Source organism: Scytonema hankhaensis NUACC26 (assembly GCF_045865695.1).
Classification (GTDB): Bacteria; Cyanobacteriota; Cyanobacteriia; order Cyanobacteriales; family Nostocaceae; genus Scytonema.
In genome coordinates this window covers 1-22541 of sequence record NZ_BAACAP010000128.1, presented here as the reverse complement: position 1 = coordinate 22541, position 22541 = coordinate 1, and the positions used below count along the sequence as shown (strand labels likewise).

Genomic DNA, 22541 nt, shown 5'->3' with positions numbered 1-22541 from the left:
CATCGGTCATTGGTCTTTTACAAAGGACAAATCACAAATGACAAAGGACAATTCTTATCACTCATCAAATTTTTGGAGGTAAATCAATGAAAGTAGCTTTTACAACAAGCGATGGAACTCATATTGACACTCACTTTGGCTTGGCAAAAGAAATTGATGTGTATGAAGTCTCTCAGGATGGATTTAATTTTGTTGAAACTTTGACCTTTGAAGGTGATTTAGAAGAAGCTACTCATGAGGATAAGATTACGCCAAAAATGGAGGCAGTTCTTGACTGCAAAATATTGTACGTTAAAGCTATTGGTACACCAGTAGGAAACAAATTAATGAAGCAGGGAGTCACTCTTGTCAGAGCACAAGAATATGATACGGTTCCTGATATTCTACATATGCTAGTAAATAGTTTAAATGGCAGTGTACCGCCTATGTTACGTAAAGCTCTACTAGAGGAGAACAATAGCTTCGCATATTCTCAAAATGAAGAGTAATCAGTAAGGGATAGGGATTAGGGATTAGGTAAAAGTTGAATAAAGCAGTTTTTTCGACTTTTACAAATGATGCTCAGATTTCTATAGCTAATTTGTAAAACTTGAAAGACTTAGAACCCCAACTTCTCAAAGAAGTCGGGGTTTTGGCTTTTTTAAAATACTATTTGAGAAATCAAAATCATTATTCTTATAGCTTCTTGACTTAGATAAAATATTCTGTTTACTTAAAAAAGTAAAGCGTAATAAAAAATAGACAAGACTGTCTATTCTAAATGAAAATAAAATTATAATTGAAAATTTAATTTGTATTTTTGTTGTTAAATTGACGATTAATATATCTAAATGTAGTTACTATTTAAAAAGAGAAAAGAGAAAAGAACTTTTCTTCTCAAACAAAAGAAAAATCCAAGCAAACGAATATTGCATCAGATCGGGAGCAATAAGCAATGGCATTAAAATTATTGAAATGCGACGAAAGCATCCCCGAACGGGAAAAGCACGTTTACATTAAAGAGAAAGGAGAAGACACAACACAATTTCTCCCAAGTTCCAACGTCGAAACAATTCCCGGCTCACTCTCAGAACGAGGATGCAGCTACTGTGGAGCTAAGCTGGTGATTGGTGGTGTACTGAAAGATACCATCCAATTGATTCACGGTCCCATCGGTTGTGCTTACGATACCTGGCACACCAAACGCTATCCGAGTGACAATGGTAACTTCCAACTCAAGTATGTCTGGTCTTCGGACATGAAAGAGTCTCACGTCGTCTTTGGTGGTGAAAAACAACTCAAGAAGTCTATACTTGAAGCCTTTGCTGAATTTCCCGACATCAAGCGGATGATTGTCTACACCACTTGCGCCACCGCATTAATTGGCGATGACATCCGAGCCGTTGTCAAAAGCGCTGAGAAAGAACTTGGCGATGTAGACATCTTCTGTGTTGAGTGTCCCGGTTTTGCTGGTGTCAGCCAATCCAAAGGTCACCACGTGCTCAACATTGGTTGGGTGAATGAGAAAGTAGGAACATTTGAACCAGAAATCACTTCTCCTTATACCATTAATGTCATCGGCGACTATAACATCCAAGGTGATACCTTTGTCTTAGAGAAATACATGGAAAAGATGGGCGTGCAAATTATCGCCCATTTTACCGGGAACGGGACTTATGACTCGCTACGTGGAATGCACAGAGCGCAGTTGAATGTTACCAACTGTGCCAGAAGTGCGGGATATATTGCCAATGAGTTGAAGAAAAGATATGGTATTCCCCGTTTGGACGTAGATACTTGGGGCTTTGATTATTGCAAAGAAGGATTACGGAAAATCGGTGCCTTCTTTGGCATCGAAGACAGAGCCGAAGCGGTAATTGCTGAAGAAGTCGCCAAATACGAATCCAAGTTAGCGTGGTATAAAGAACGCTTGACAGGGAAAAAAGTCTGTATCTGGACGGGTGGACCGAGATTGTGGCACTGGACAAAAGCTCTGGAAGACGATCTGGGGATGCAAGTGGTAGCCATGTCCTCGAAGTTTGGTCACCAAGAAGACTTTGAAAAAGTGATAGCCAGAGGACAAGAAGGGACTATATATATTGATGATGGCAATGAACTGGAATTCTTCGAGGTGCTAGAGATGGTGAAACCCGACTTGGTTCTAACAGGACCACGGGTAGGAGCATTAGTGAAGAAATTACACTTACCCTATGTAAACGGACATGGATACCACAACGGTCCGTATATGGGATTTGAAGGTGCTGTGAATATGGCAAGAGATATGTACAATGCGATTTACTCACCTTTGATGAAATTGGCTGCACTCGATATCCGCTCCGATGAAACCGAGACAGAGACATCCAATGAGGAAAACAATGAAAGTTTGAAGGAGAAATCTGAAGAAATCACAGCCTACATTAAAGAGCGAACTGAAGAAATCACAACCTATATTCAAGAGCGGTGTTTGTGGCAGTTCCACTCTCGTTCATGGGATAGAGAAGAAAACATCAATGGTGTAATTGGCAAAGCCATCGAAATCTTGACTGGAGAACAGGTAGCTGCTGAAACACCTCATGACAAGCTTTATAATGCAGACGCAAAAATCCTTGTAGTTGAGCTTAAAGTTAAGTTCTCATGGTTAAGTAGCATGGAGAAGACACATATAAAGGCAGTACTGGAATTAGTTAGACAAAAGCTGATCGGTATCGCTATTACTGGCTCGCTCAATGGTGAATTGCATCATTCTCTTTATTAAAGTATGAGGGCTTTTTCTTGTGGGATGGGCTTCTAGCCCGTCCTACCCACTGGGTGGGCGTCCTCGCCCGCCCCACAATCAACGAAGAATTTCTTTCTTGGAAATTCCTAAGTTCTGCTCAAAATTTCTACACTATTTAGGAGGCAATTGAGATGTCTTTAGCTGTCAAAAAGAAAGAACGGACTGGGGTCATCAATCCCATCTTTACCTGTCAACCTGCTGGAGCAGAATATGCTGCCATTGGTGTCAAAGATTGTATCCCCTTGGTACATGGGGGACAAGGCTGTAGCATGTTTGTTCGACTCATCTTTGCTCAGCATTTGAAGGAAAATTTTGACATTGCTTCTTCTTCACTCCATGAAGCTAGCGCTGTTTTTGGAGGTATGCCACGGATTGAGGAAGGGGTAAAGACGCTGGTACAACGGTATCCCGATCTCCGGATTATTCCCATTATTACGACTTGTTCAACTGAGACAATTGGGGATGATGTTGAAGGAACTATTAACAAGGTCAACAAATATTTAAAGCAAGAGTATCCCGATCGCGAGGTTCTTCTTATTCCCGTACATACTCCCAGTTACCGAGGTAGTCAGGTAACAGGATATGATGTTGGGGTACAGTCCCTTGTGACTCATCTGGCAAAAAAAGGTGAACCAAATGGTAAGTTGAATATCATTACAGGATGGGTTAACCCTGGAGATGTCACCGAAGTCAAGCACATCTTACAAGAGATGGAGGTTGAAGGCAACATCTTATTTGATACCGAAACCTTCAATGCGGCAACTATGCCGGATAAGTCCAGCTTTACCTTTGGTAATACCACCATCGAAGATATTGCTGATTCTGCCAATGCCATCGGTACCATTGCCCTATGCAAATATGAAGGTGGTAACGCCGCCGACTTTTTGGAAAAGGAGTTTGGTGTTCCCGCAGTTGTCGGTCCTACACCAATTGGTATCAAAAATACCGACGCCTGGTTGCAAAATATCAAGAAACTAACTGGTAAACCAATACCGGAATCTTTGGTAGTAGAACGAGGTAAAGCGATCGACTCCTTGGCTGACCTTGCTCATATGTACTTTGCAAATAAGAGAGTGGCTATTTATGGTGACCCCGATTTGGTCATTGGGTTGGCAGAGTTTTGTCTTGAAGTTGAGTTAGAGCCAGTGCTGCTCTTGTTGGGAGATGATAGCAAAGCTCCTTCCAAAGACCCCAGACTGACTGAGTTAGAAAAGAGAGCAAACCACGCTGAATATGATATCGATGTGATCTGGAATGCGGATTTGTGGGAACTAGAAAGCCGCGTCAAGGAAAGAGGTGATATCGACTTGATTCTGGGTCATTCTAAAGGTCGATATATTGCCATTGATAACAAAATTCCAATGGTTCGAGTCGGCTTTCCTACCTTTGACCGCTCGGGTTTGTGGAAAAACCCCGTAATTGGTTATAGAGGTGCAGAATGGCTGGGAGATGCGATCGCTAATGCCTTGTTTGCAGATATGGAATACAAGCTCGATCGCGAGTGGATTTTGAACGTTTGGTAATATCATGTTCGCTTAATTACTTAACAATTCCCAAATTTACCCCACCCGCCTAACGGCACCCTCCCCGATGCCTTGGGGAGGGTTGGGGAACTCGGGGCCCCCTCTGGGGATTAGGGGCGGGGTTTTGTTATTACAAATGTTCAATCAGACATGATATGAGAGACTGAAGAGGTATTATGGCTACGAGTATAGATTCAAACGTTGTATTTTACGGAAATTTAAGCGAACTGTATCGTTTAGCAAAAGAGGGTAAGATTAAGACCGCCTTACAAGGTAGTCATACCCGTCCCTGTAAATTCTGGACTGCAACAAAGATTTTAAGTGGGATTAAAGATGCGATTGTCATTTCTCACGGTCCAAGTGGCTGTGCGTATGGAGTCAAGCGAGCATATAAACTAACCAACAGCCGCAACAGTGGTTCCCCTTATGAACCCGTAGTTACTACAAACATGAGTGAGAAAGCGGTTATTTTTGGTGGAGAAAAAGAATTACGAGGCGCGATTTTAGAAGTCGATAAAAAATATAATCCAGATGCGATCGTTGTTGCCACCAGTTGTGCGTCTGGAATCATTGGGGACTGTGTTGACGACGTGGTGAATAAAGCACGTAGCGAAATCCAGTCTGAAATCATGACGATACATTGTGAAGGATTTGCCGGGGAGTATCGTAGTGGATTTGATATCGTATTTCGGCAAATCGTAGACTTTATGGAGCCGCCCACGCCAGAACGGAAAGCAGAACTAGCTGATGCTGTCAACATCGTGGGTGCAAAAATGGGTCCTGAAAGGACGGAAGTAGAAACCGATGTCAAGGAACTGGTGCGACTGATAGAAGGAATGGGAGCACGAGTTCACAGCGTAATTGCAGGAGACTGTACGTTAGATGAACTCAAGCGAGCACCGAGTGCAGCAGTCAACTGTACCTTATGTTTGGATCTCGGCTATACTATTGGCAAAGCCATGTCAGATAAGTTCGGGACTCCACTGAACTCTACTATTCTTCCTTATGGTATCAGCGCTACAGAAAAATGGCTCAAAGGGGCTGCAAAATATTTAGGGATGGAAGAGCAGGCGGATGCCTTGATGAAGAAGGAATATGCCGCGATCGCGACCGAATTTGAAGAAGCTAAAAAATATATAGAAGGGAAGTTAGCGATTATCGAAGGGCATGATGCTATTAAGTGCTTGTCCATTGCTCATATGTTGGAGCGCGATTTTGGGATGCGTGCAGTTATTTATAACTTCCATCCCTGGAGCACGGAGGCGCGGGAAACCAGTGTAGACTACTTGTTAGAAACTGGATTAGACCCAGAAATTCTGATTACCAAAGGGACGTTGGCTTTTGGTAAGTATGAATCAATGAAACAAACGGAAGATGAATTACTGAATTTTATTGGTGGTCTTGATGCAGACTCGGTGGTCTATTTTGGTTCTTCCTTGAGTTTCCCACACATTCCCGTTGTCGATTTAAATGCCATCCTAAATCGTCCCAGATTCGGCTATCGCGGAGCTTTAAAAGTAGCTAAGTGTATTAAAACTGCACTCCAGTATGGATTTAGACCTCGCAGTTCCTTAACCAAGCAAATGGTATTCCCGAAAAACTCAGGGTTAGCATCTGCTCAGTCACTGACAGGAAAATTAGCCCAAGACTTGCCCGATTGTACCGTATACGCACAGAAGAGAAAAGGAAAATGTTGTCAGGAATAGTAACTGAAGATTCTACCATAGTTCATGCAATACCTTTCGCAACAGAAGAAAAGAAAATTCCTGCTGGACTAACTTTTGACAATTGCGACCATAGCAAAGATCCAATCGTTGGCTGTGCCTTAGAAGGTATTGCTAACATGGTTGCTGGTATTAAGGATGTCAGCATTGTGATTCATTCTCCCCAAGGTTGCGCCTCAACTGTTGCAGCTGGCTACGATAACCATGAGGTTGATTTTACAAAGCGCAAAGTTGGTTGCACTCGTCTTTTTGAGTCAGACATTGTCATGGGAGCCTCTGAGAAACTCAAAAGTCTGATTAAAGAGGCAGATCGATCTTTTCATGCTAAGGTCATGTTTGTCGTTGGCACTTGTGCGGCAGATATTATTGGTGAAGATATTGAGGGTTTATGCAACAAGCTTCAACCAGAAATCAATGCTAAACTCGTTCCTATACTTGCTGGTGGGTTTCGAGGCAATGCTTATGATGGTTTAGAAATGGGTTTAGATGCTTTACTTCCTTTCATCAAAAAAAGACAGACCAAGAGGAGGGGAAGAAAGCCGAGAATTGTGAATATCATTGCACCACAAGCGAATCTAAATCCCACTTGGTGGGCTGATTTGAATTGGGTAACCCAGACCTTAAAATCTTTAAGGATTAAAGTACAAACGGTATTATCCCATAACACCTCCTTTGAAGAACTAGAGCAAGCTGGTGAGGCTACCGCCAACATTCTTCTCAGTCATGATGTCGGGTATAAACTTGCTCGAAAAATGCAGCAGACCCACGACATTCCCCTGATTCTTGACGACATCCCTTTACCAATAGGTGTCAAAAACACTACGCGGTGGTTGCAGGCATTAGCAGCACATTTTCAGATAGAGCAAAGAGTAGAACCGCTTGTCAAACAAGGCGAAGAAATGGTAATAGATACACTTCGCCGACGAGCATTAATGATTATTCCCCGATATCGTAACTGTAGAGTTGCTGTGTCTGTAGATGGAACCATTGGTATTGGACTTGTCAGAATGCTCTTTGAAGAGTTGGAGATGATTCCCGAAGTCTTGTTGTTTCGCTCACCAATGCGTGAATCTCGTCCTATTTTGGAAAGAGAGTTGCAAAGTCTTGGTATTTCTCCTCGCGTGGCATTTTCAGCAGATGGGTATCAGATAAAACAAGCTTTAACGGAAGTTGATACTGATGCCGTTCTTGGCTCAGCATGGGAAAAATATATGGCAGAGGAATTAGGAATCAAAATTGCTTTTGATGTATTTAGTCCGACTAATAGAGAGACTTATCTTGACAAACCATATTTTGGTTACGAAGGAATGGTTAATATGATGGAAGTAATTGCTAACGATTGGGAAAGAGCTTTTCGTTCAAAACATATTCATTAGACTTAGAAGAGTTTACTCAAGATACTCTCGACTGCTTAAAGGATGCTGTTGGCGTTGATGTCACAGAAGAAGTTTTACCCAGGTGTAACAGCTTCACATCACTCACTAGGTAAATTATTCGGGTCAAAGCCGAGCGATCGCAAATACTGCGCTAATTGTTCAGCCCGTAGTCGTTCTTGTTCAGCCCGCAATCGTTCTTGCTGGGCTTGTTCTTCACCTGTCAAATAGCGAGCGCCCATTTCGTTATACCATGCCAATAACTCTTGGGGAATACCTGCAGCCATCCCCTGATATCTCCCAATCCCCAAACCGATTTCACTCATCCAGTAAGGTTCACCTATCTGTAATTTATACTCGCCATCTACTAACTTATACACTTCAAACGGTTGATGTTGGTCGCGTCGCCAAAATTCGGGATTATAAATTACGTAGTACAACACACCCAGTTTGGTGTAGATGTCCATCTTTTCATCATATTCGCCCCCTGGTGTGTGCGATACCATTTCCAATACCAGTATGCGAACTACCCAATTTTCTTCCCAAACCGCGTAAGAGCGGCGAGACTTACCACCCTTTTTCCGTTCTACGCCGAGGCTTAAAAATGCATCTGGCACTACGGGTACTTTGGGACTGACTCCTGTGGTGTGATATACTGCCATATCTACCCCAAAGTACCAATCTGTGCGATTTGCCCAGATTGAGTTGAGTAAAAATAGTAAGACGTTGGGCAAAAAATTCTGGTCTTCGTTATCCACAGGTGTATCGTCACTACAAGGCAATTCTTCAGTGCTTGGTAACGCATTTTTGAGATCTTTTGACAGCATAGTCTTTGTCTCGCTGGCGTTTAGTTTTTCAATTATAGTATAGATATTTAGCGAATAACTATAATGAGCGATCGCTTCGGCGCAAGCTGTACTCAGCTTATCGCATATCTGTGACCGCCACACTAACACAAACAACTTAACCAATTGATAAAATTTCAGTGTAGATTGAAGCTAGTAGGTTGGTGTCCAATGCCTTACAATAAATTCGACCTTCAAAAGCTAGTCACTGATTTTAACTTAGAACTATCTGAGAATACCAAATTCTTTTCTGACATTCAACCTATTGAACCTAGTGAGTTACTACTAACTTTACTAGAAGAAAACTTACCTTTAGCAACAGCGATTAATACTGAAAAAGCGCGTGGAGAATTAGTTATTTTTCCCGTATTACTAGAAGTAAAACGTAAGATGAATAGTCAAATATCTATATTTTCTGGCAAAGAGTTTACTGTCGATCCAGAGCAGGGATTAAATGGTAATCCTGATTTTTTAATTAGTCGCAGCCGCGAACAGTTTTTTATTAGTGCTCCCGTAATGACACTAGTGGAGGCAAAAAATCAGGATATTAACAGTGGATTAGGTCAGTGCGGAGCAGAAATGCTAGCTGCACAGATATATAATGCTAAGAATAATAAATCTATAAATGTTATTTACGGTTGCGTTACCACTGGTGTGTTGTGGAGATTTTTACGTTTAGAAAACCAAATTTTATATATTGACAAAGTAGAAACTACCCTTGAACCAATCGGTAGATTGCTTGGTATTCTCCTACAAATTATTAAATAAAAAACTACTTTTACTTATACTGGTAGTGGTTTAAATCTGTCATCCGATTGTTGGCTCTTGATTTTCTGTATCAAATATTTGTGATACTTTAAAATTTAGTTGATTGAATTGTGGAGATACAACTAAATTACTACCAGCAAAGTTACCTATCTCACTGTAAGTTTTATCAGTAAGTTCTAAGATTAATATAGTTTTAGTTTCGGGGTCGATAATCCAATATTCAGGAATACAACAATCTTGATACTGCGATCGCTTGGCGATGAAATCTCTATCTCGTTGCAATTCTCCTGGACTAACCACTTCAATCACCAGTAGAGGAGGTAGCATTGATAAGCGAATAGTATTACGTTTTGCTAACTGCTGAATATGTTCTTGGCGAATAATTGTTAAGTCAGGATAACGGTTTCTGGGTTCTCCTCTGACTTCCAGTTCTAAACCATGTCCTCGAACTCTATCGATCCCTACAATCATCGCAAAAATGAGGAAAAGACGATTTGCAATCTGAACATTAGTTCCTGATTCTGGAGGCATCTCGATTAACTCTCCATTAAATAACTCATAGAGTTTATCGGAGCCATCATCATAAGATAGATATTCTTCAAAGCTTTGAAATCTATGTTTAATTTGTACCATCAAGATTACTCCATGATGAGTCTCAATGCAAGTTTAGCTTAATTTACCGAACAAGGCAAAAGTAGATCCCTATTTTACCACGTATTTCGGCATCCCCTCAGAATGCCCTAGTGTTCCTCTACATCTTAAGGAACGCCATCAAATTTAAAGCAAGTTGAAACCAAGGTTACTAAGAACTTCACGCAAATACTTGCATCCTTTTAAATATTCTAGAGTGGCGATGCGTTCGGCTGAGTGTTGCGACCAATCACTCTTGACATCCATCTTTTGTTCGGAATAGAATTCTTTCATAATATCGTTGTAACGAACGATCGCCTCATCTTGTCCCAACTTATAAGTTTCCCGATGCAAAACAGCTGACTGAGGCAACCGTGGCTTAATAGCTGTATGTGCTTCAGGATTTGGATAACCCACACACAATCCAAACACGGGGAACACTAAAGGTGGTAAATTTAACAGTGTTGCTACCTCTTGAGTACTTTTGCGGATTGCACCGATATACCCCGTTCCCAAACCAAGGGACTCAGCAGCGAGAGTGGCATTTTGTGCGGCGATTGAAGCATCAACTATTGCCTTAATCAACAGTTCTAAATATTCCAGAGCATCATGAGATAATCCGCGACTGTCAGCCACACGAGCTACACGAGCCAAATCTGCTAACCAAACCAAGAATAAAGGAGCTTCTTTAATATGGGCTTGTCCTCCAGCCAGTCTGGATAATTCTTCTTTACGCTCTCGATCTTCAATCGCTACCACACTCCAAGATTGGAGATTGGCAGAAGTAGCAGCAGATTGAGCGGCTGCGACTAGCAACTCTAGGGTTAAAGGCGGTAGAGGGTTAGATAAATAAGACCGAACTGAAGAGTGAGATAATATTGTACTCAGGAAGTCATTCCAGGGAATTTCGCCATCAAAAGGAATTTCACCGTAGCGCGATCGCAGTAATTCTATAGAATTAGTCATGATTAACTTTTTAACTCCAACGCTGTTTTACAATTTCAGAAGAGCTATCAACTAAGCAACATTCCGAAAAAAAGCAACTCGTAAAGCCAATCGGCTCTCAGATACAGGGCAAGTTAATGGCGTTACCATATGCCAAGAATTGTCAGAACGCACGAGCGCAACTGAAGAATGACTGAGCGGTAGAATATCTTGAAAGGCAGATTCAGGTTGCGAATCTTTGAGAATTCGCAAACAACCTCCCCAGTCTAGAGACCATTGTTGATTGAAAAATAGCAGATGAGTTAAAACTTTGTTAGATTCATCTGTATGAGGGCGATGCCGATGTCCTGTATTATACCGACGAAATCCAATATCAATTGCACAGTCCTTTAGTTCCAATCCAGACATTTCTTCTAAAGCTTCGCGGTAAGAGTCTGTCCATAATTCTTCTATTAACTGTCGCCAGATATAACTGAGGTGTCCCAAGTCACAAGTCAGCCTTCCTTCTGCCATACGCTGTCGCCAGCGCTCGTCGCTAGATTTAAGCAGAGAGGAAAGCTCTTCGCTTCTGGTAAGCATTCTTCCCCAACGATACCCGTATCCTTCCCCCTCTGACAGGCGAAACTCTTCTTGGGGAAAACTAGCAGTTAATTCTAAACTAGTTTCTGTTGAGAGCAAATTTTTTATCAAAGCCCAATTATATGGAACTGTTTGCATTGCTGTGGTACGAATAGATTGAAAATTAAGCATCATAGGAAAAGATAAAAAGGATGGATTTTAATGACTAAACCAAAAGCAAGTCGTAAATCTGTGTACGATCGCATTCTGAATACAGCTTCAGACTTGTTTTATCGAGAAGGCATTCGGAACGTTGGTATTGACAAAATCATTGCGGAATCTGGTGTTGCTAAAATGTCGCTCTACAATCATTTCAAATCAAAAGATACATTGATTGAAGCTTGGTTGCGGCAACAAGATGAACAATGGTGCAAATGGCTTAAAACCACGATTGAGCAACGCGCTTCTCACCCCTCGGAACAGCTGCTAGCAATATTTGATGCGTTACGAGAATGGTTTGAAGGACCGGATTTTCGAGGTTGTGCATTCATAAATGCCTCAGTAGAATTAGCTAATCCTGACCATCCCGGACATCGCTCGGCATTAGAGCATCAACAATGGATCTACCGCTATATCAAAAGCCTTGCTCAAGCCGCAGAAATTTCATCACCGGAACAGTTAGCTCGACAACTGCTTGTGCTTGTACAAGGTGCGATCGTAGTGGCAATGATGGAAGGAAGTTGGTCAACCGCATCACAAGCAAAAAAGGCGGCGGCAATGCTAATTCAAACTGCGTCAAAATTGTAAAAATCGGGGATTGTATAAGGTTTATCATAGAGAATTGATAGACAATGGGGGAAAGCGATGAGAATTCATTACTTACAACACGTGCCATTTGAAGGACTTGCTAGCATTGAACAGTGGGCGACACGGCAGGGTGCGATTATTTCTACAACTCAGTTTTATAACGGAGACACGTTACCATCTGTTGATGACCTAGATTGGTTGATAGTCATGGGCGGTCCAATGAATATTTATGAGGATGATAAGTATCCTTGGTTGACTTTGGAAAAAAAATTTATTGCAGAAGCAATTAAGAAGGATAAAATAGTTATTGGCATTTGTCTTGGCTCACAGCTAATCGCTGATGTTTTAGGTTCCAAGGTGTACAAAGGTCAGGAAAAAGAAATAGGTTGGTATCCCATTCAACTAACAACGGAAGCACAAAATTCTCCTGTTTTTGCATCACTCCCTCAGTCTTTTACTGTATTTCATTGGCATGGTGATACTTTTGACTTACCTCCAGGTTCTGTACGATTAGCTTATAATGAAGTTTGTTCAAATCAAGCTTTCATTTATGGTGAGAAAGTACTGGGTTTACAATTTCACCTAGAATCAACTAAAGATAGTGTTCGCCAAATTATTGAAAATTGCGCTTCTGAATTAGTGGCGGGCAAATATATTCAGAAACCGGAAGAAATGCTGGCACGGGATGATGATTTTAGTAACATAAACATTGCAATGGGTAAAATTTTGGAGTTTTTTGCTAATTTGACTGATTAATTATTATTCATATGGTAGTCCTATTTAATAGAGAAAAATTATTAACCGCAAAGACGCAAAGAGCACGAAGAAAAGAAAGAGAAAATTTTCTAAATGATTTAGGATTGCTATATAGCGTTTCCTAGTCTGCTGAGGTACAAATTTATCTGCGTCTATCAGCGTTCATCTGCGGTTAATTCTTTTTTCTGTACCTCACGAAAGTGGGAATTTCTATAACTCCTTTGCTTTATAAAAAATGGCTTAAGTAAATAAGGGGAAAAAAACAGAACCATGTAAAGACACGTAAACACGCTAAAATCCTTACTTTCGACAAATGACCAACAACAAATTTTTCTAAACAAAATGTGCATCTCTAGGATTAAATGCCAGTGAAACCATTTCATGGCAATAGACATTGCCCAGTATCTGACTTTGAGGCACTCTGGCGATTAAAGTTTGTTCCCCTACCTTAACCCAAATAGTATAAGTCCCTATACCACGTACAATCCGTTCCACCCACCCTTTGATAGTAACGACTCCTGGCTGGTGTGGTACTGAAGAACTTGTATTATCAAGATAGAAAGCATCACCGGACAGACAACAGGCAGAGATTGGCGTTTTTACTTCACCAGGATATAAAAACTCTATACTGTTTGCGAGCTTAATAAAATAACCACGACTACCCCGTTCTACCCGACACGGAATAATATTATCCATCCCTACCATTCTGGCAAGTTGTATGTTGGCTGGTCGGCGTATGAGCATTTCTAACTCATCATCCTGTACAATACAGCCATCAAACAATGCTATTGCCCTTTCTGCAAAATGCAGTATGTCGGTAAAGTTATGACTGACTAAGATGACTGCCGATCCCCTCGCTTGCGCCCATTGTCTGATTTTCTCAATAATCTCAGCACGTATTCCCACATCTAACGAGGCAGAAGGCTCATCTAAAAGCAGCAATTCTGAATCAGCGACTAACCCGCAAGCAATACAAACTCGCTTTGCTTCTCCGCCGGACAAGGAGCGTGCTGAACGATTTGCCAGGTATTCGCAGCCAAACGTGGCGAGTGCTGTATATACCTTTTGCTTAATCTTGTTAGCTGGTGTGCCTCGAAATTCCAAGACTTTGGCAACATTATTAAACACAGTATCATTTAGCAGTAATGTCTCCTGAAAGACTAGGGCAGAACGACGACGCAATAGTGTTTTATTCGCATGACTTACATCCTGTCCAAATAATTGCATTTGACCCCGATAAGGCTGCAACAGATTAATCGTCCTTAACAGGGTGCTTTTGCCTGCACCATTAGAACCAAGGACTGCTATAAGTTCTCCAGGACGGACTGCAAAATTTTCAATTGATAGGATATTTTTACGTTTTTTACTGTCAACGTTAACTTGCTGCATATTCAGGACATACTCGTTGATGCTCCTAGGATTTTCCTGTCTTGCCACAGGATAGGATTGCAAATTCACAAATGACGGAAACTGAGTCATCATGTTCATAGGATTTTCTTATCGTGTTGTAAAAAAGTTAGGGATACTATAACGCTGTAGGTGATAATCAGTAGAATGTAAGCGATCGCCATAGCGGTCTCGAAATTACCTTTTTCTACTTCCGTAACAATAGCTGTAGTCAGCACTCTTGTTTGCCCTTTAATATTGCCGCCCACCATCATTGATGCACCAACTTCGGAGATGACGCGACCAAAACCCGCAATAATGGCAGCTATCAACCCCAATCGTGCTTCCTTAATTAGCAACCAGTTGACTTGCCATGGTGTCGCCCCCATTGATAGCAGTTGCCAGCGTAGTTTCGGATGAATGCTGAGAATTGCTGCAAAACTGAAACCGGCTACAATTGGAAGAGCAATAATTGCTTGGGCTACAATAATTGCTGAGGGTGTATACATCAGATCGAAATTGCCCAACGGGCCAGAACGCCACAATAACAAGCTCGCGCTCAAGCCTACTACAACTGGTGGCAATCCCATACCAAAATTAACCAAGCTACTCAATACTTGCTTGCCGACAAAATCTTCTAAAGCCAACCATAATCCCAACGGAACGCCCAACAGAACGCTAATAGCTGTCGCTGTTCCAGAGACTAGCAATGTCATTATCATTACCTGGAAAACGTCGCGATCGCCGCTTGTTAATAGTTCTAGAGCTCTTATAGCTCCATCAATGATTGTATTCACGAGTCTCTCTGAAATATGTTGACTATTGGCTATTGATACCAATTTCAAAAATGTTTGCGACCAATGATTGACTAAAACTGCCTACTTGTAATATCAATTTGAACAAAGAATGCGATATCAAACGGGGATACTCCTTCATTTCTGGAGAGATCTTAATGATTAAAAAACCGCAGAGACGCAGAGAGCGCACCAGAGAGTAGAAAGAAAAATAATTCCGACACAAAAGGGTTTAATGTGACAGATAGTTGGTTAAAATTAAGTCTAGGCATGACTTTCTCAATCCAAAATCTAAAATCTAAAATCCAAAATCGTATGACTTAAAAGCCGTAATCTTTCTCTGTCTTACCGCCATCAGCAAAAAACAGTGGTTGTCCGAATTCTTTTCTTCCGTGGGCTGCAATCAGTTTTTGTCCTTCAGGAGATAAGACAAAATTAATAAACGCTTTAGCTCCTGCACTATTCACTCTAGGAAACTTCTGTGAATTTACCTCCATAACATGATACAAATTCAACAATTTCTTGTCCCCTTCCACCAATACCTGCAAAGACAGGTTTTTCTTCTGAAATATATACGTTGCTCGATCTACTAAGGTATATCCCAGCTTTTGATTGGCGACTTGCAAAGTTTTTGCCATCCCCGCACCTGTTTGCCGATACCAAGCACCAGAAGGTGTGACATTAGCTTGTTTCCATAAATCTTTTTCCAGCTTATTAGTGCCTGAGTCATCACCTCGTGAAATAAATAACGCTTGATTTTTGGCGATCGAGGAAAAAGCTTCTACAGCATTCTTTTTCCCTTGTATTTTTGCTTTATCAACGGTACTTGGTCCAACAACTACAAAGTCATTGTGCATGACCAAGCGTCGATTATTTACCGCACCGCCTTGCAAAACTTTGCGTTCGGCTTTAGGTGAATTGACGAATAGTGCGTCAACTTCGCCTTTTTCAGCTAGAGCTAAAGCTTGTCCAGTTCCAACTGCCACCTTTTTTAGCCTATATCCTGTTTTCTTTTCAAATACTGGAACTAAATCATCCAAGAGACCACTGTCTTCAATGCTAGTGGTCATTGCCACAATTAAATTTTGATTTGTTGAAGACTGTGCAGTTGCTGGTTTTAGCTGAACTAGCAAATGACTAGTTTCAGCACTCAGAATTGCTAAGCAACAAGCAATAAAAATTCTCCGAATCATAGACCCTCTGAAAATATAGGATTTTCGCACTAACAAAGTCATAATAAAATCAATACTGATTCTGCTTCTTCAATCCCCATAGCTGGAATGCCAACTTCCAGTTCTTGAACGCCAATAGAATCCAGAAGAGTTGCGATCGTAATTTTTTCCTCAACGTTAAAAGCTATACCTACTGCCTGTTCGCCATCTCGCAAAGTCGTATCGTTAATCTGAATGGTATGGTTATTCATAGTAAATTTCCGCTCCATGACTCTAAATATTTGCGACAATTTCTCCAATTTTGCTGGTGTCATAGCCACCGAGAACCTCTAATTGCGATCGGACTAGCCGATGTTCTAAGATGCTGAGAAACTGCTGTACTGGTAATTCTTCCAAGTATTCCTTGAGAATCACCAAGTCGTATCGCGATTGATGCAATGGGACAAATCCCAATCCAAAGGTATTCGCTATAGATGCCGTACCGATCCCTGCATCGGCAATTCCTGAGACTATAGATAAAGCAACATCTTGATGGCTGTAAACAATACGGTCAAATCTTTTCATCGTTTCCAATGGCACTCGTTCCTCTTGGAGTTTTCGTTCTAAAAGCATCCGACTGCCAGAACTCGCTTCATGAGTGACAACAGTTGCTCTAAATTCTACTAAGTCGGTAACTGTTTTGATCCCCATTGGGTTTCTTGGTGGGACTAAGAGTCCTTCAGACCAAACCCCAAGAGTAATCAAGATAGCATTCTTACCTACTAGGGCTTCCCGTACAAAAGGAATGTTATGTTCCTGAGTTTGGGGATCGTATAAGTGCATTCCGGCGATGTGTACTTCACCACGACACAGACTGTGCAATGCTGCCATGCTATGAGCAAAATGATAATGAACTCGCAATTGTGGATGATAACGTTCAGTTGCTCTTGCCAAAAGAGAAAGCACAGGCGTACAACCAGCGATCGCGACTGTATTGTGCAGTTTATTTATATCATCCAGAAGCCTTACCAGAACTTTATTTGTACCCGTGTAATTCTGTGTTTCAATCTCCGAAGGGAACCCGGAGATTGGCAGTTTGCTGATGCCTTTTCCTTTCGCCAGTTCCTCAACGCAAACCAGTTGTGTGGGTGAGTGTCCTGACTCGAGCAAACTGGAGTGGGTAACAGGGCAAAGTTCGCCCGGAGGGAAATCCTCCTCTGCTGACTCAGACACTGCGCTTTGGCGGAGCCTGTCTGTAGGACTTACATGACAACTTTTGGCATCGGATTGACTCACCACTGCAACTGCCTCACCATCAGCTGAAATCATTTCGATGCGAAAAGCATTGTTTCCAACGAGGGGATGAGCTATCCATCGATCCCCAACCCGCGCTAGGCTAACTCGCGATCGCGATCCTTTGGACACTGGTTTGGCAAGAATTGCCTCAACTTTGGGTAAATCCTCCTCTATCCAGAATAAGTCCTCGACTTGGCAGCCAAGCGCTTTGGCTAAACGCAGGCAAATAGTAACAGAAGGAGCATATTGTCCCGATTCCACACCACTAATACTCTGACGGGTAACACCAGCCAGATTAGCCAGATCTTGCTGACTCATGCCTAAGCGATTCCTAATTGACTTTAGGTTGTTGCAAATATTGATATCCAGCTTCATGAGGCTGTATCTCTCCGTTACTAAAAGCTGTAGTGGACAAGCTTAAGGATCTGAGGCAATAGCAAAGTCTTCTAGTATGTGCTTTTTCTGCTGAAAGACAAGAAGAATGCTTTCGTGATTTTACATACATACTAAAATATCTGCAAGATATTTGTTTTTGCAGCCAGTATTTCTGATTGTTTGTGAGTTGATGACTGCTTTTCTATTCCTCCTATGGCAAGTTTATCATACATTAGGCAAAAATAATTGCCAAAACAAACTTTTTTTCCATGTATTTCTTGTCTAGAGTGTATTTATAGTTACAGAAAATTTCTAGATTTTGTATGATGAATGAACCGTTTGAAGCCTAAATATTTGCTCTTTATTCGTTAACTCCTGGTTTCTTCCAATAGGTGCAAGATATAAGTAAATAAATCATCAATAACTCGATTGGCTGATAGATAGCTACCTGTGAGCCAATAAAAATCATCAACTACATAGACTTTACCCTGCCTAACAACATTAAGCTTTGACCACAGAGGTTCTGCCATAAGTTTATGGACAGCAATCTTTGACTGTCTAGGGTCTTTGAAGCCATAGCGTACTATAAATAGGACATCCCCATCTATCTGGGTGAGGACTTCTGGAGATATATTGTAGCCAACGGGGTTGTCCGCTTTCTTTTGAGTTACCATAGCATCCAGATTTTGCGAAGGAGGACGGATTAGATCGGCATCCTCTAAGATGACTCCAGAGAATGCTCCTTTGGTTAAGGGGTTAATCGTTTCTGGGACGAGGCGCACGACGGAAACTACAGTCTTTTTGAGTCTGGAACCCATCTTTTGTTTAAATTCGGCTAAACGTGTGTTATAATTAGAAGTCAAGCGTTTTGCTTTTTCAGTTTTTCCTAGAGCTTTTGCTGCTGGCATAAAGGGTTGTTTCCAGTCTCCATTGCTTTGTACCTTAAGCAGAACCGTGGGTGCAATGTGAGACCATAAACTGTAAGTATCTCGGTTCCGAATCGTGCCCAAGATCAAGTCCGGCTTGAGAGTCATAACCTTCTCCATATTCGGCGGCGTTTGAAGCTTGCCAATGTCTTCAATACCGGGGTGCTTATCCTCTAACCCTAGCCCCTGGAGAGTTGAAGCCAGACCCGGAGCACCTACCAGGTTGACTCCCAGAGCTAGAGGTATTTCCACTAGCCACGGATCGATGACGACGACTCGTTGAGGATGGACGGGAACTAGAGTCTGACCCATTGCGTGTTGGACTACGTGGACAGGTACAGGTGATGTTTGACTTGAGGGAATGACGGCTAGCTCGCGGGTCGGTATTTGACGACCAAAGGAACTGCAAGCCGAAATCACCAAGAGCGCGAGCAGTACAATAAAGTAGAACTTTGGCATATATAGTGAAGAAGATACAGGTTATGGTAGAGCGATCGCGTATTAGTTGTGCAAGAGGCAGAGTTGACTCTCTAGGGTATAAAGCTTTCTTTCTCAAAACTGCCAACTTACTGTTCCCTCCACAATAAATGGATCTTCAGGGTAAACAAGGTTAAGATTTCGGGGTGTGAAATATCTAACATTAGACAGATTCTTGAGGTTGAGCGCGAAGCGAAGGCGATCTATTCGATAGTAGACAGCAGCATCAACGCGTAAATAACTCGGTACAATAAACGGGTTCCTCAGATCCCCCTGCCGTTCGCCAGCGTAAAATAGACCCAAGCCAAATCCTAACCCTTGCAAATTCCCCTTAGGAAAAGTATAAGCTGTCCACAAACTCGCGCTATTCTCAGGGACGTTCACGAGTCGATTGCCAATAGCAGATAGGTTGCTGTCCTTTGTCACCCGTGCATTCGTGTAAGCATAGGAGGCAGTTACATTCCAGCCTGGTAAGATTTCTCCCGTAACATTGAGTTCAATGCCTCGACTGCGTTGCTCCCCCGTTTGGATATTAAAGGTGGGACGATTAGGATCGGGCGTCAAAACATTGGATAGAGTCAGTTGATACAAAGCAAGGGTTGAAGATAGCCTGCCACTGAGGAAATCAGTTTTAACTCCTACTTCGTATTGATCGCCACGACTGGGTTTAAATAAACTACCCCCAAACGTGGTTCCAAGATTTTGGGAGAAGGATTGACTGTAGCTGGCATAGAGTGAGACGGGTTGAATAGGTTGATAGACAAGACCTACACGAGGACTAAATGCAAAGTCAGATTGACTTCGATTGGCACTTGCATTTAAAAAGTTGGTAACTTTATTGTCGATAAAATCTCCGCGTCCGCCCAGAACCAAGTTAAGGTTATTGGTAAGTGAGACTATATCTTGAACATAAAAGCCGATTTGATCGTTTTTAGTTTTTTGATTAATTCTAGAAAGAAGACGACCGACGGGTTGACTGTAGACAGGGTTGAACAAATCTATAGGAGCAAGAGCACGCATCGTCTGATCGAACTGACTAATGTTTCTGTACAAATCAAAGCCAGCAACTAATTCATGTTGAAGGCTACCAGTTTTAAATTTACCTACCACATGGTTGTCTAGAGCATACTCGTCATCGGCAGCAGGCGCTCCTATATAGTTTTGCTGTGTGCGGTTTATACTCCGATTGTCGGGTCGTAGAGAGCCAGGATTGCCACCATCTGTTCTGTATCTTATAGACCTAATATGAAAAGCATTCACCAAAAACCAACGCTCGCTAAAACGATGTTCAAAATTATAGCCCAACAGCATGGAACGACGATTGTTTATGGCATCTTTATCTAATGTGTTAACATTGAGCGGAATTTTGCCGTTTGGATTAGGTAAGACAGTTCCTACAGCAGGTAGCCCCGTTCTGTGGGCCTGCTGCTGGTCTCGGAACTCGCCTTCAAAAGTCAGTTTCGTATTTTTACTTATTTGCCAAGTTAGAGCGGGTGCAATTGTATAACGCTGATTGTAAAAAAAGTCAATAAAACTTTCTGTGCTGATGTAGGAAGCATTTAAACGATAAAGGAGCGTTTTGTCAGAATTGAGAGGACCAGAGATATCTAAAGTTGGTTGATAAAAACTATAACTGCCAAAACTCATACTGGCGGCAAAGTAAGGTTCGCTCAGAGGCTGTTTTGTAACAAAGTTAATCGTGCCACCCGGATTACCTTGACCGTAAAGGACAGAAGCTGGTCCCCTCAGAACTTCTAACCTTTCAATGTTGGCGAGTTGAGATTGTCCTGATATAGTTCCTGCTGTATAGTCCTTAAGACCGTTGCGAAGGATGTTGCTTGTCTGAAAACCTCTAATTGTAAAGACATCACCATTGGTCGGCGAATTAAAAGCTTGGTTAACACCGACGCTTCTTAAGGCATCAATGGTGTTAACGGCTCCTTGATCCTGCCAACTTTGCCGGGGAACCACTTGAATCGATTGAGGAATGTCCTGTATCCGCCTATTAGTCCGAGTCCCTACAGTCGCATCGGGAACCTGATACCTAGACCCCGTGTCTGAGGTACCAGTTACTACTAGTTCTATTGGCTCTTGGTTTTGCTCGGGCGTAGTTGTTGGTTGCTGTGCAGTTGAAGCTGTTGTACTTACTTCAAACACTAAACCCTCAGTTGCACTATCAAACAACTTCACCTGTGGTGGACTTTGGTTACCTACAATCGTCAGTTGCAAGGTGTTGTTAACAGTATTTTCAACTATTAATTCAGTTACTCCTGCTACTGGATTTAACCGTCGGAAACTCTCCCCATCTGCAAGCTGTAACTTGGCATTGGGAATATCTACAATGTAGGAATTACCCTGTGTCTTTGGTGAAACTTGCAATTTCTCGGGATTAGCCGTCACTAAAATTAACTCTATCCCCTTATCAGTAGTATTTACCTTCACATCGATAACTGACAATACATCTATTGTGGCTTGACTAAGTTGAGCGAGCGCAGATTGAACAGAGGTTTTTCTTACCTGGGACTGTCCAAGAGTTAGCTCTTGCTTAACTAGGTTACTACCAAAACCAACCCAAACACTCGCTATGAAACTTAGCAAACACCTATTGCATACAGCCTGAGGATCGATCATTTTACTTTCCTACCAATTCAGCCGCCAATATTATTGTCAGACGCAAGTAAAATTTACATGATGAAAGTATAAGATAAGATTAAGTAAAAAATCAACTATTTATAGCGGTTTGCAAGTCAGTGAAGTACGTTGGTAGGGGCGAATAGTCGTTTACCCTTACAATTAGGTGTACCTCATCAGGTTGAAACCCGTTATATGTTGTTTTCCATGTTGATGATTTTCGGATAAACTAATTAGCATATGCTACAGACTAGCTACTTGGTTGTAGGGAGAGGACACATTGGCTTAGCAACAGCTGTCTATTTGAGTACTCAAGGATATACTGTTTACCTTTTCTCTCGCCGTTCTTCCATTGTTGCCAAGACAAGAACCATTCACTCTATTGGATCGATTTCTCCCGGAAGTTATCTAGTGGCAGCTTGTTCCAATAATATTTATGAGTTAGCGGCACTAAATAGTGGTAAACTACCACTCAACGTGCTCATCTGTTGTCGCGGTCAAGATATCGAACCCTACGCCAGGATTTTAGCTGAATATGTCAATCCTCAAATGAACGTTCTGGTTTTCTGTGCTAGTCGCTTTGCAGGTAGGGTTTTTTGTAAGGTGCTTAAGAGACTGGGAATAGCCAAAGAACAGTTGCCTGCTGTGGCTGATGTCAACAATACTCCATTCGTCAGTCGCGGTAATGCGGAGAACCAAGTCAGGATTAGCACGCTTACCAACAAGTTCTTTGTGGCAGCTCAGAACCGAACCATGACAAATCGGATTGTGACTGCTTACCAAGCTGTGTTTAGTAATTTACGGGCTGCTGCTTCGGTTTT

At 41.9% G+C, this 22541-nt stretch carries 19 protein-coding genes and 1 pseudogene; 9 read left to right on the top strand and 11 right to left on the bottom strand.

Annotated features, from left to right (window positions below; all coding sequences use genetic code 11):
* Positions 1-86: 86 nt before the first annotated feature.
* From nifX to ACKTT2_RS07435, 5 genes are all read left to right on the top strand, one after another.
* Positions 87-488 (top strand): nitrogen fixation protein NifX, encoded by a 402-nt coding sequence (gene nifX / locus ACKTT2_RS07455; protein ID WP_407885326.1) that lies wholly within the window; start codon positions 87-89, stop codon positions 486-488.
* Positions 489-934: 446 nt separating this feature from the next.
* The gene (gene vnfD / locus ACKTT2_RS07450) at positions 935-2734 is read left to right on the top strand and encodes a nitrogenase vanadium-iron protein, alpha chain (RefSeq protein WP_407885325.1); all 1800 of its coding nucleotides are present in this window, start codon (positions 935-937) and stop codon (positions 2732-2734) included.
* A gap of 152 nt (positions 2735-2886) precedes the next feature.
* Positions 2887-4278: a V-containing nitrogenase subunit beta gene (vnfK, locus tag ACKTT2_RS07445; protein WP_407885324.1), complete on the top strand. Its 1392-nt coding sequence runs from the start codon at positions 2887-2889 to the stop codon at positions 4276-4278.
* Between the two features lie 176 nt (positions 4279-4454).
* The gene (locus tag ACKTT2_RS07440) at positions 4455-5984 is read left to right on the top strand and encodes a nitrogenase component 1 (protein ID WP_407885323.1); all 1530 of its coding nucleotides are present in this window, start codon (positions 4455-4457) and stop codon (positions 5982-5984) included.
* A complete protein-coding gene (locus ACKTT2_RS07435; protein WP_407885322.1) occupies positions 5969-7378 on the top strand; it encodes a nitrogenase component 1 in 1410 nt (469 codons plus the stop codon). Before ACKTT2_RS07440 ends, ACKTT2_RS07435 begins: the two co-directional genes overlap by 16 nt.
* A 98-nt stretch (positions 7379-7476) precedes the next feature.
* Here the strand turns inward: ACKTT2_RS07435 and ACKTT2_RS07430 are convergent, their stop codons facing one another.
* Positions 7477-8202: a Uma2 family endonuclease gene (locus ACKTT2_RS07430; RefSeq protein WP_407885321.1), complete on the bottom strand. Its 726-nt coding sequence runs from the start codon at positions 8200-8202 to the stop codon at positions 7477-7479.
* Positions 8203-8391: 189 nt separating this feature from the next.
* Here ACKTT2_RS07430 and ACKTT2_RS07425 point away from each other — a divergent pair, with 189 nt between their 5' ends.
* On the top strand, positions 8392-8988 hold the full coding sequence (locus tag ACKTT2_RS07425; protein ID WP_407885320.1) for a hypothetical protein: 597 nt from the start codon (positions 8392-8394) through the stop codon (positions 8986-8988).
* A gap of 39 nt (positions 8989-9027) precedes the next feature.
* On the opposite strand, the gene ACKTT2_RS07420 is transcribed toward ACKTT2_RS07425, so the two are convergent.
* From ACKTT2_RS07420 to ACKTT2_RS07410, 3 genes are all read right to left on the bottom strand, one after another.
* Entirely contained in the window at positions 9028-9621 is a 594-nt protein-coding gene (locus ACKTT2_RS07420; RefSeq protein WP_407885319.1) for a Uma2 family endonuclease, read from the bottom strand.
* 144 nt (positions 9622-9765) lie between these two features.
* A complete protein-coding gene (locus tag ACKTT2_RS07415; RefSeq protein ID WP_407885318.1) occupies positions 9766-10584 on the bottom strand; it encodes an NADPH-dependent oxidoreductase in 819 nt (272 codons plus the stop codon).
* A gap of 51 nt (positions 10585-10635) precedes the next feature.
* On the bottom strand, positions 10636-11316 hold the full coding sequence (locus ACKTT2_RS07410) for a 2OG-Fe(II) oxygenase (protein WP_407885317.1): 681 nt from the start codon (positions 11314-11316) through the stop codon (positions 10636-10638).
* Positions 11317-11343: 27 nt separating this feature from the next.
* Here ACKTT2_RS07410 and ACKTT2_RS07405 point away from each other — a divergent pair, with 27 nt between their 5' ends.
* Positions 11344-11928 (top strand): TetR/AcrR family transcriptional regulator, encoded by a 585-nt coding sequence (locus tag ACKTT2_RS07405; RefSeq protein WP_407885316.1) that lies wholly within the window; start codon positions 11344-11346, stop codon positions 11926-11928.
* Between the two features lie 57 nt (positions 11929-11985).
* A complete protein-coding gene (locus ACKTT2_RS07400; RefSeq protein WP_407885315.1) occupies positions 11986-12684 on the top strand; it encodes a type 1 glutamine amidotransferase in 699 nt (232 codons plus the stop codon).
* Positions 12685-13017: 333 nt separating this feature from the next.
* On the opposite strand, the gene ACKTT2_RS07395 is transcribed toward ACKTT2_RS07400, so the two are convergent.
* The 7 genes and pseudogenes from ACKTT2_RS07395 to ACKTT2_RS07365 form a co-directional block, all read right to left on the bottom strand.
* Positions 13018-14172 (bottom strand): energy-coupling factor ABC transporter ATP-binding protein, encoded by a 1155-nt coding sequence (locus ACKTT2_RS07395; RefSeq protein WP_407885314.1) that lies wholly within the window; start codon positions 14170-14172, stop codon positions 13018-13020.
* A complete protein-coding gene (locus ACKTT2_RS07390; RefSeq protein WP_407885313.1) occupies positions 14169-14867 on the bottom strand; it encodes an ABC transporter permease in 699 nt (232 codons plus the stop codon). Before ACKTT2_RS07390 ends, ACKTT2_RS07395 begins: the two co-directional genes overlap by 4 nt.
* A gap of 317 nt (positions 14868-15184) precedes the next feature.
* The gene (locus ACKTT2_RS07385) at positions 15185-16057 is read right to left on the bottom strand and encodes an ABC transporter substrate-binding protein (RefSeq protein ID WP_407885312.1); all 873 of its coding nucleotides are present in this window, start codon (positions 16055-16057) and stop codon (positions 15185-15187) included.
* Positions 16058-16110: 53 nt separating this feature from the next.
* Positions 16111-16287: pseudogene (locus ACKTT2_RS07380) on the bottom strand (hydroxymethylglutaryl-CoA lyase-like TIM-barrel protein); the annotation flags it as partial.
* A gap of 22 nt (positions 16288-16309) precedes the next feature.
* Positions 16310-17686 carry an XRE family transcriptional regulator gene (locus ACKTT2_RS07375; RefSeq protein WP_407885311.1) on the bottom strand — a complete coding sequence of 459 codons (1377 nt, stop codon included), beginning with the start codon at positions 17684-17686 and terminating at the stop codon, positions 16310-16312.
* Between the two features lie 368 nt (positions 17687-18054).
* Positions 18055-19071 (bottom strand): ABC transporter substrate-binding protein, encoded by a 1017-nt coding sequence (locus ACKTT2_RS07370; RefSeq protein ID WP_407885310.1) that lies wholly within the window; start codon positions 19069-19071, stop codon positions 18055-18057.
* 93 nt (positions 19072-19164) lie between these two features.
* Positions 19165-21720, bottom strand: coding sequence for a TonB-dependent siderophore receptor (locus ACKTT2_RS07365; RefSeq protein WP_407885309.1), 2556 nt, complete (start codon positions 21718-21720; stop codon positions 19165-19167).
* Positions 21721-21960: 240 nt separating this feature from the next.
* Here ACKTT2_RS07365 and ACKTT2_RS07360 point away from each other — a divergent pair.
* Positions 21961-22541, top strand: a 581-nt coding sequence (locus ACKTT2_RS07360; protein ID WP_407885308.1) for a hypothetical protein, incomplete at its 3' end; no start/stop codon positions are given.

What these genes read in the sequence shown, in the direction of transcription:
- nifX (WP_407885326.1), top strand. Translation starts at nt 87, where the DNA reads ATGAAAGTAGCTTTTACAACAAGCGATGGAACTCATATTGACACTCAC.
- vnfD (WP_407885325.1), top strand. Translation starts at nt 935, where the DNA reads ATGGCATTAAAATTATTGAAATGCGACGAAAGCATCCCCGAACGGGAA.
- vnfK (WP_407885324.1), top strand. Translation starts at nt 2,887, where the DNA reads ATGTCTTTAGCTGTCAAAAAGAAAGAACGGACTGGGGTCATCAATCCC.
- ACKTT2_RS07440 (WP_407885323.1), top strand. Translation starts at nt 4,455, where the DNA reads ATGGCTACGAGTATAGATTCAAACGTTGTATTTTACGGAAATTTAAGC.
- ACKTT2_RS07435 (WP_407885322.1), top strand. Translation starts at nt 5,969, where the DNA reads ATGTTGTCAGGAATAGTAACTGAAGATTCTACCATAGTTCATGCAATA.
- ACKTT2_RS07430 (WP_407885321.1), bottom strand. Translation starts at nt 8,202, where the DNA reads ATGCTGTCAAAAGATCTCAAAAATGCGTTACCAAGCACTGAAGAATTG.
- ACKTT2_RS07425 (WP_407885320.1), top strand. Translation starts at nt 8,392, where the DNA reads ATGCCTTACAATAAATTCGACCTTCAAAAGCTAGTCACTGATTTTAAC.
- ACKTT2_RS07420 (WP_407885319.1), bottom strand. Translation starts at nt 9,621, where the DNA reads ATGGTACAAATTAAACATAGATTTCAAAGCTTTGAAGAATATCTATCT.
- ACKTT2_RS07415 (WP_407885318.1), bottom strand. Translation starts at nt 10,584, where the DNA reads ATGACTAATTCTATAGAATTACTGCGATCGCGCTACGGTGAAATTCCT.
- ACKTT2_RS07410 (WP_407885317.1), bottom strand. Translation starts at nt 11,316, where the DNA reads ATGATGCTTAATTTTCAATCTATTCGTACCACAGCAATGCAAACAGTT.
- ACKTT2_RS07405 (WP_407885316.1), top strand. Translation starts at nt 11,344, where the DNA reads ATGACTAAACCAAAAGCAAGTCGTAAATCTGTGTACGATCGCATTCTG.
- ACKTT2_RS07400 (WP_407885315.1), top strand. Translation starts at nt 11,986, where the DNA reads ATGAGAATTCATTACTTACAACACGTGCCATTTGAAGGACTTGCTAGC.
- ACKTT2_RS07395 (WP_407885314.1), bottom strand. Translation starts at nt 14,172, where the DNA reads ATGAACATGATGACTCAGTTTCCGTCATTTGTGAATTTGCAATCCTAT.
- ACKTT2_RS07385 (WP_407885312.1), bottom strand. Translation starts at nt 16,057, where the DNA reads ATGATTCGGAGAATTTTTATTGCTTGTTGCTTAGCAATTCTGAGTGCT.
- ACKTT2_RS07375 (WP_407885311.1), bottom strand. Translation starts at nt 17,686, where the DNA reads ATGAAGCTGGATATCAATATTTGCAACAACCTAAAGTCAATTAGGAAT.
- ACKTT2_RS07370 (WP_407885310.1), bottom strand. Translation starts at nt 19,071, where the DNA reads ATGCCAAAGTTCTACTTTATTGTACTGCTCGCGCTCTTGGTGATTTCG.
- ACKTT2_RS07365 (WP_407885309.1), bottom strand. Translation starts at nt 21,720, where the DNA reads ATGATCGATCCTCAGGCTGTATGCAATAGGTGTTTGCTAAGTTTCATA.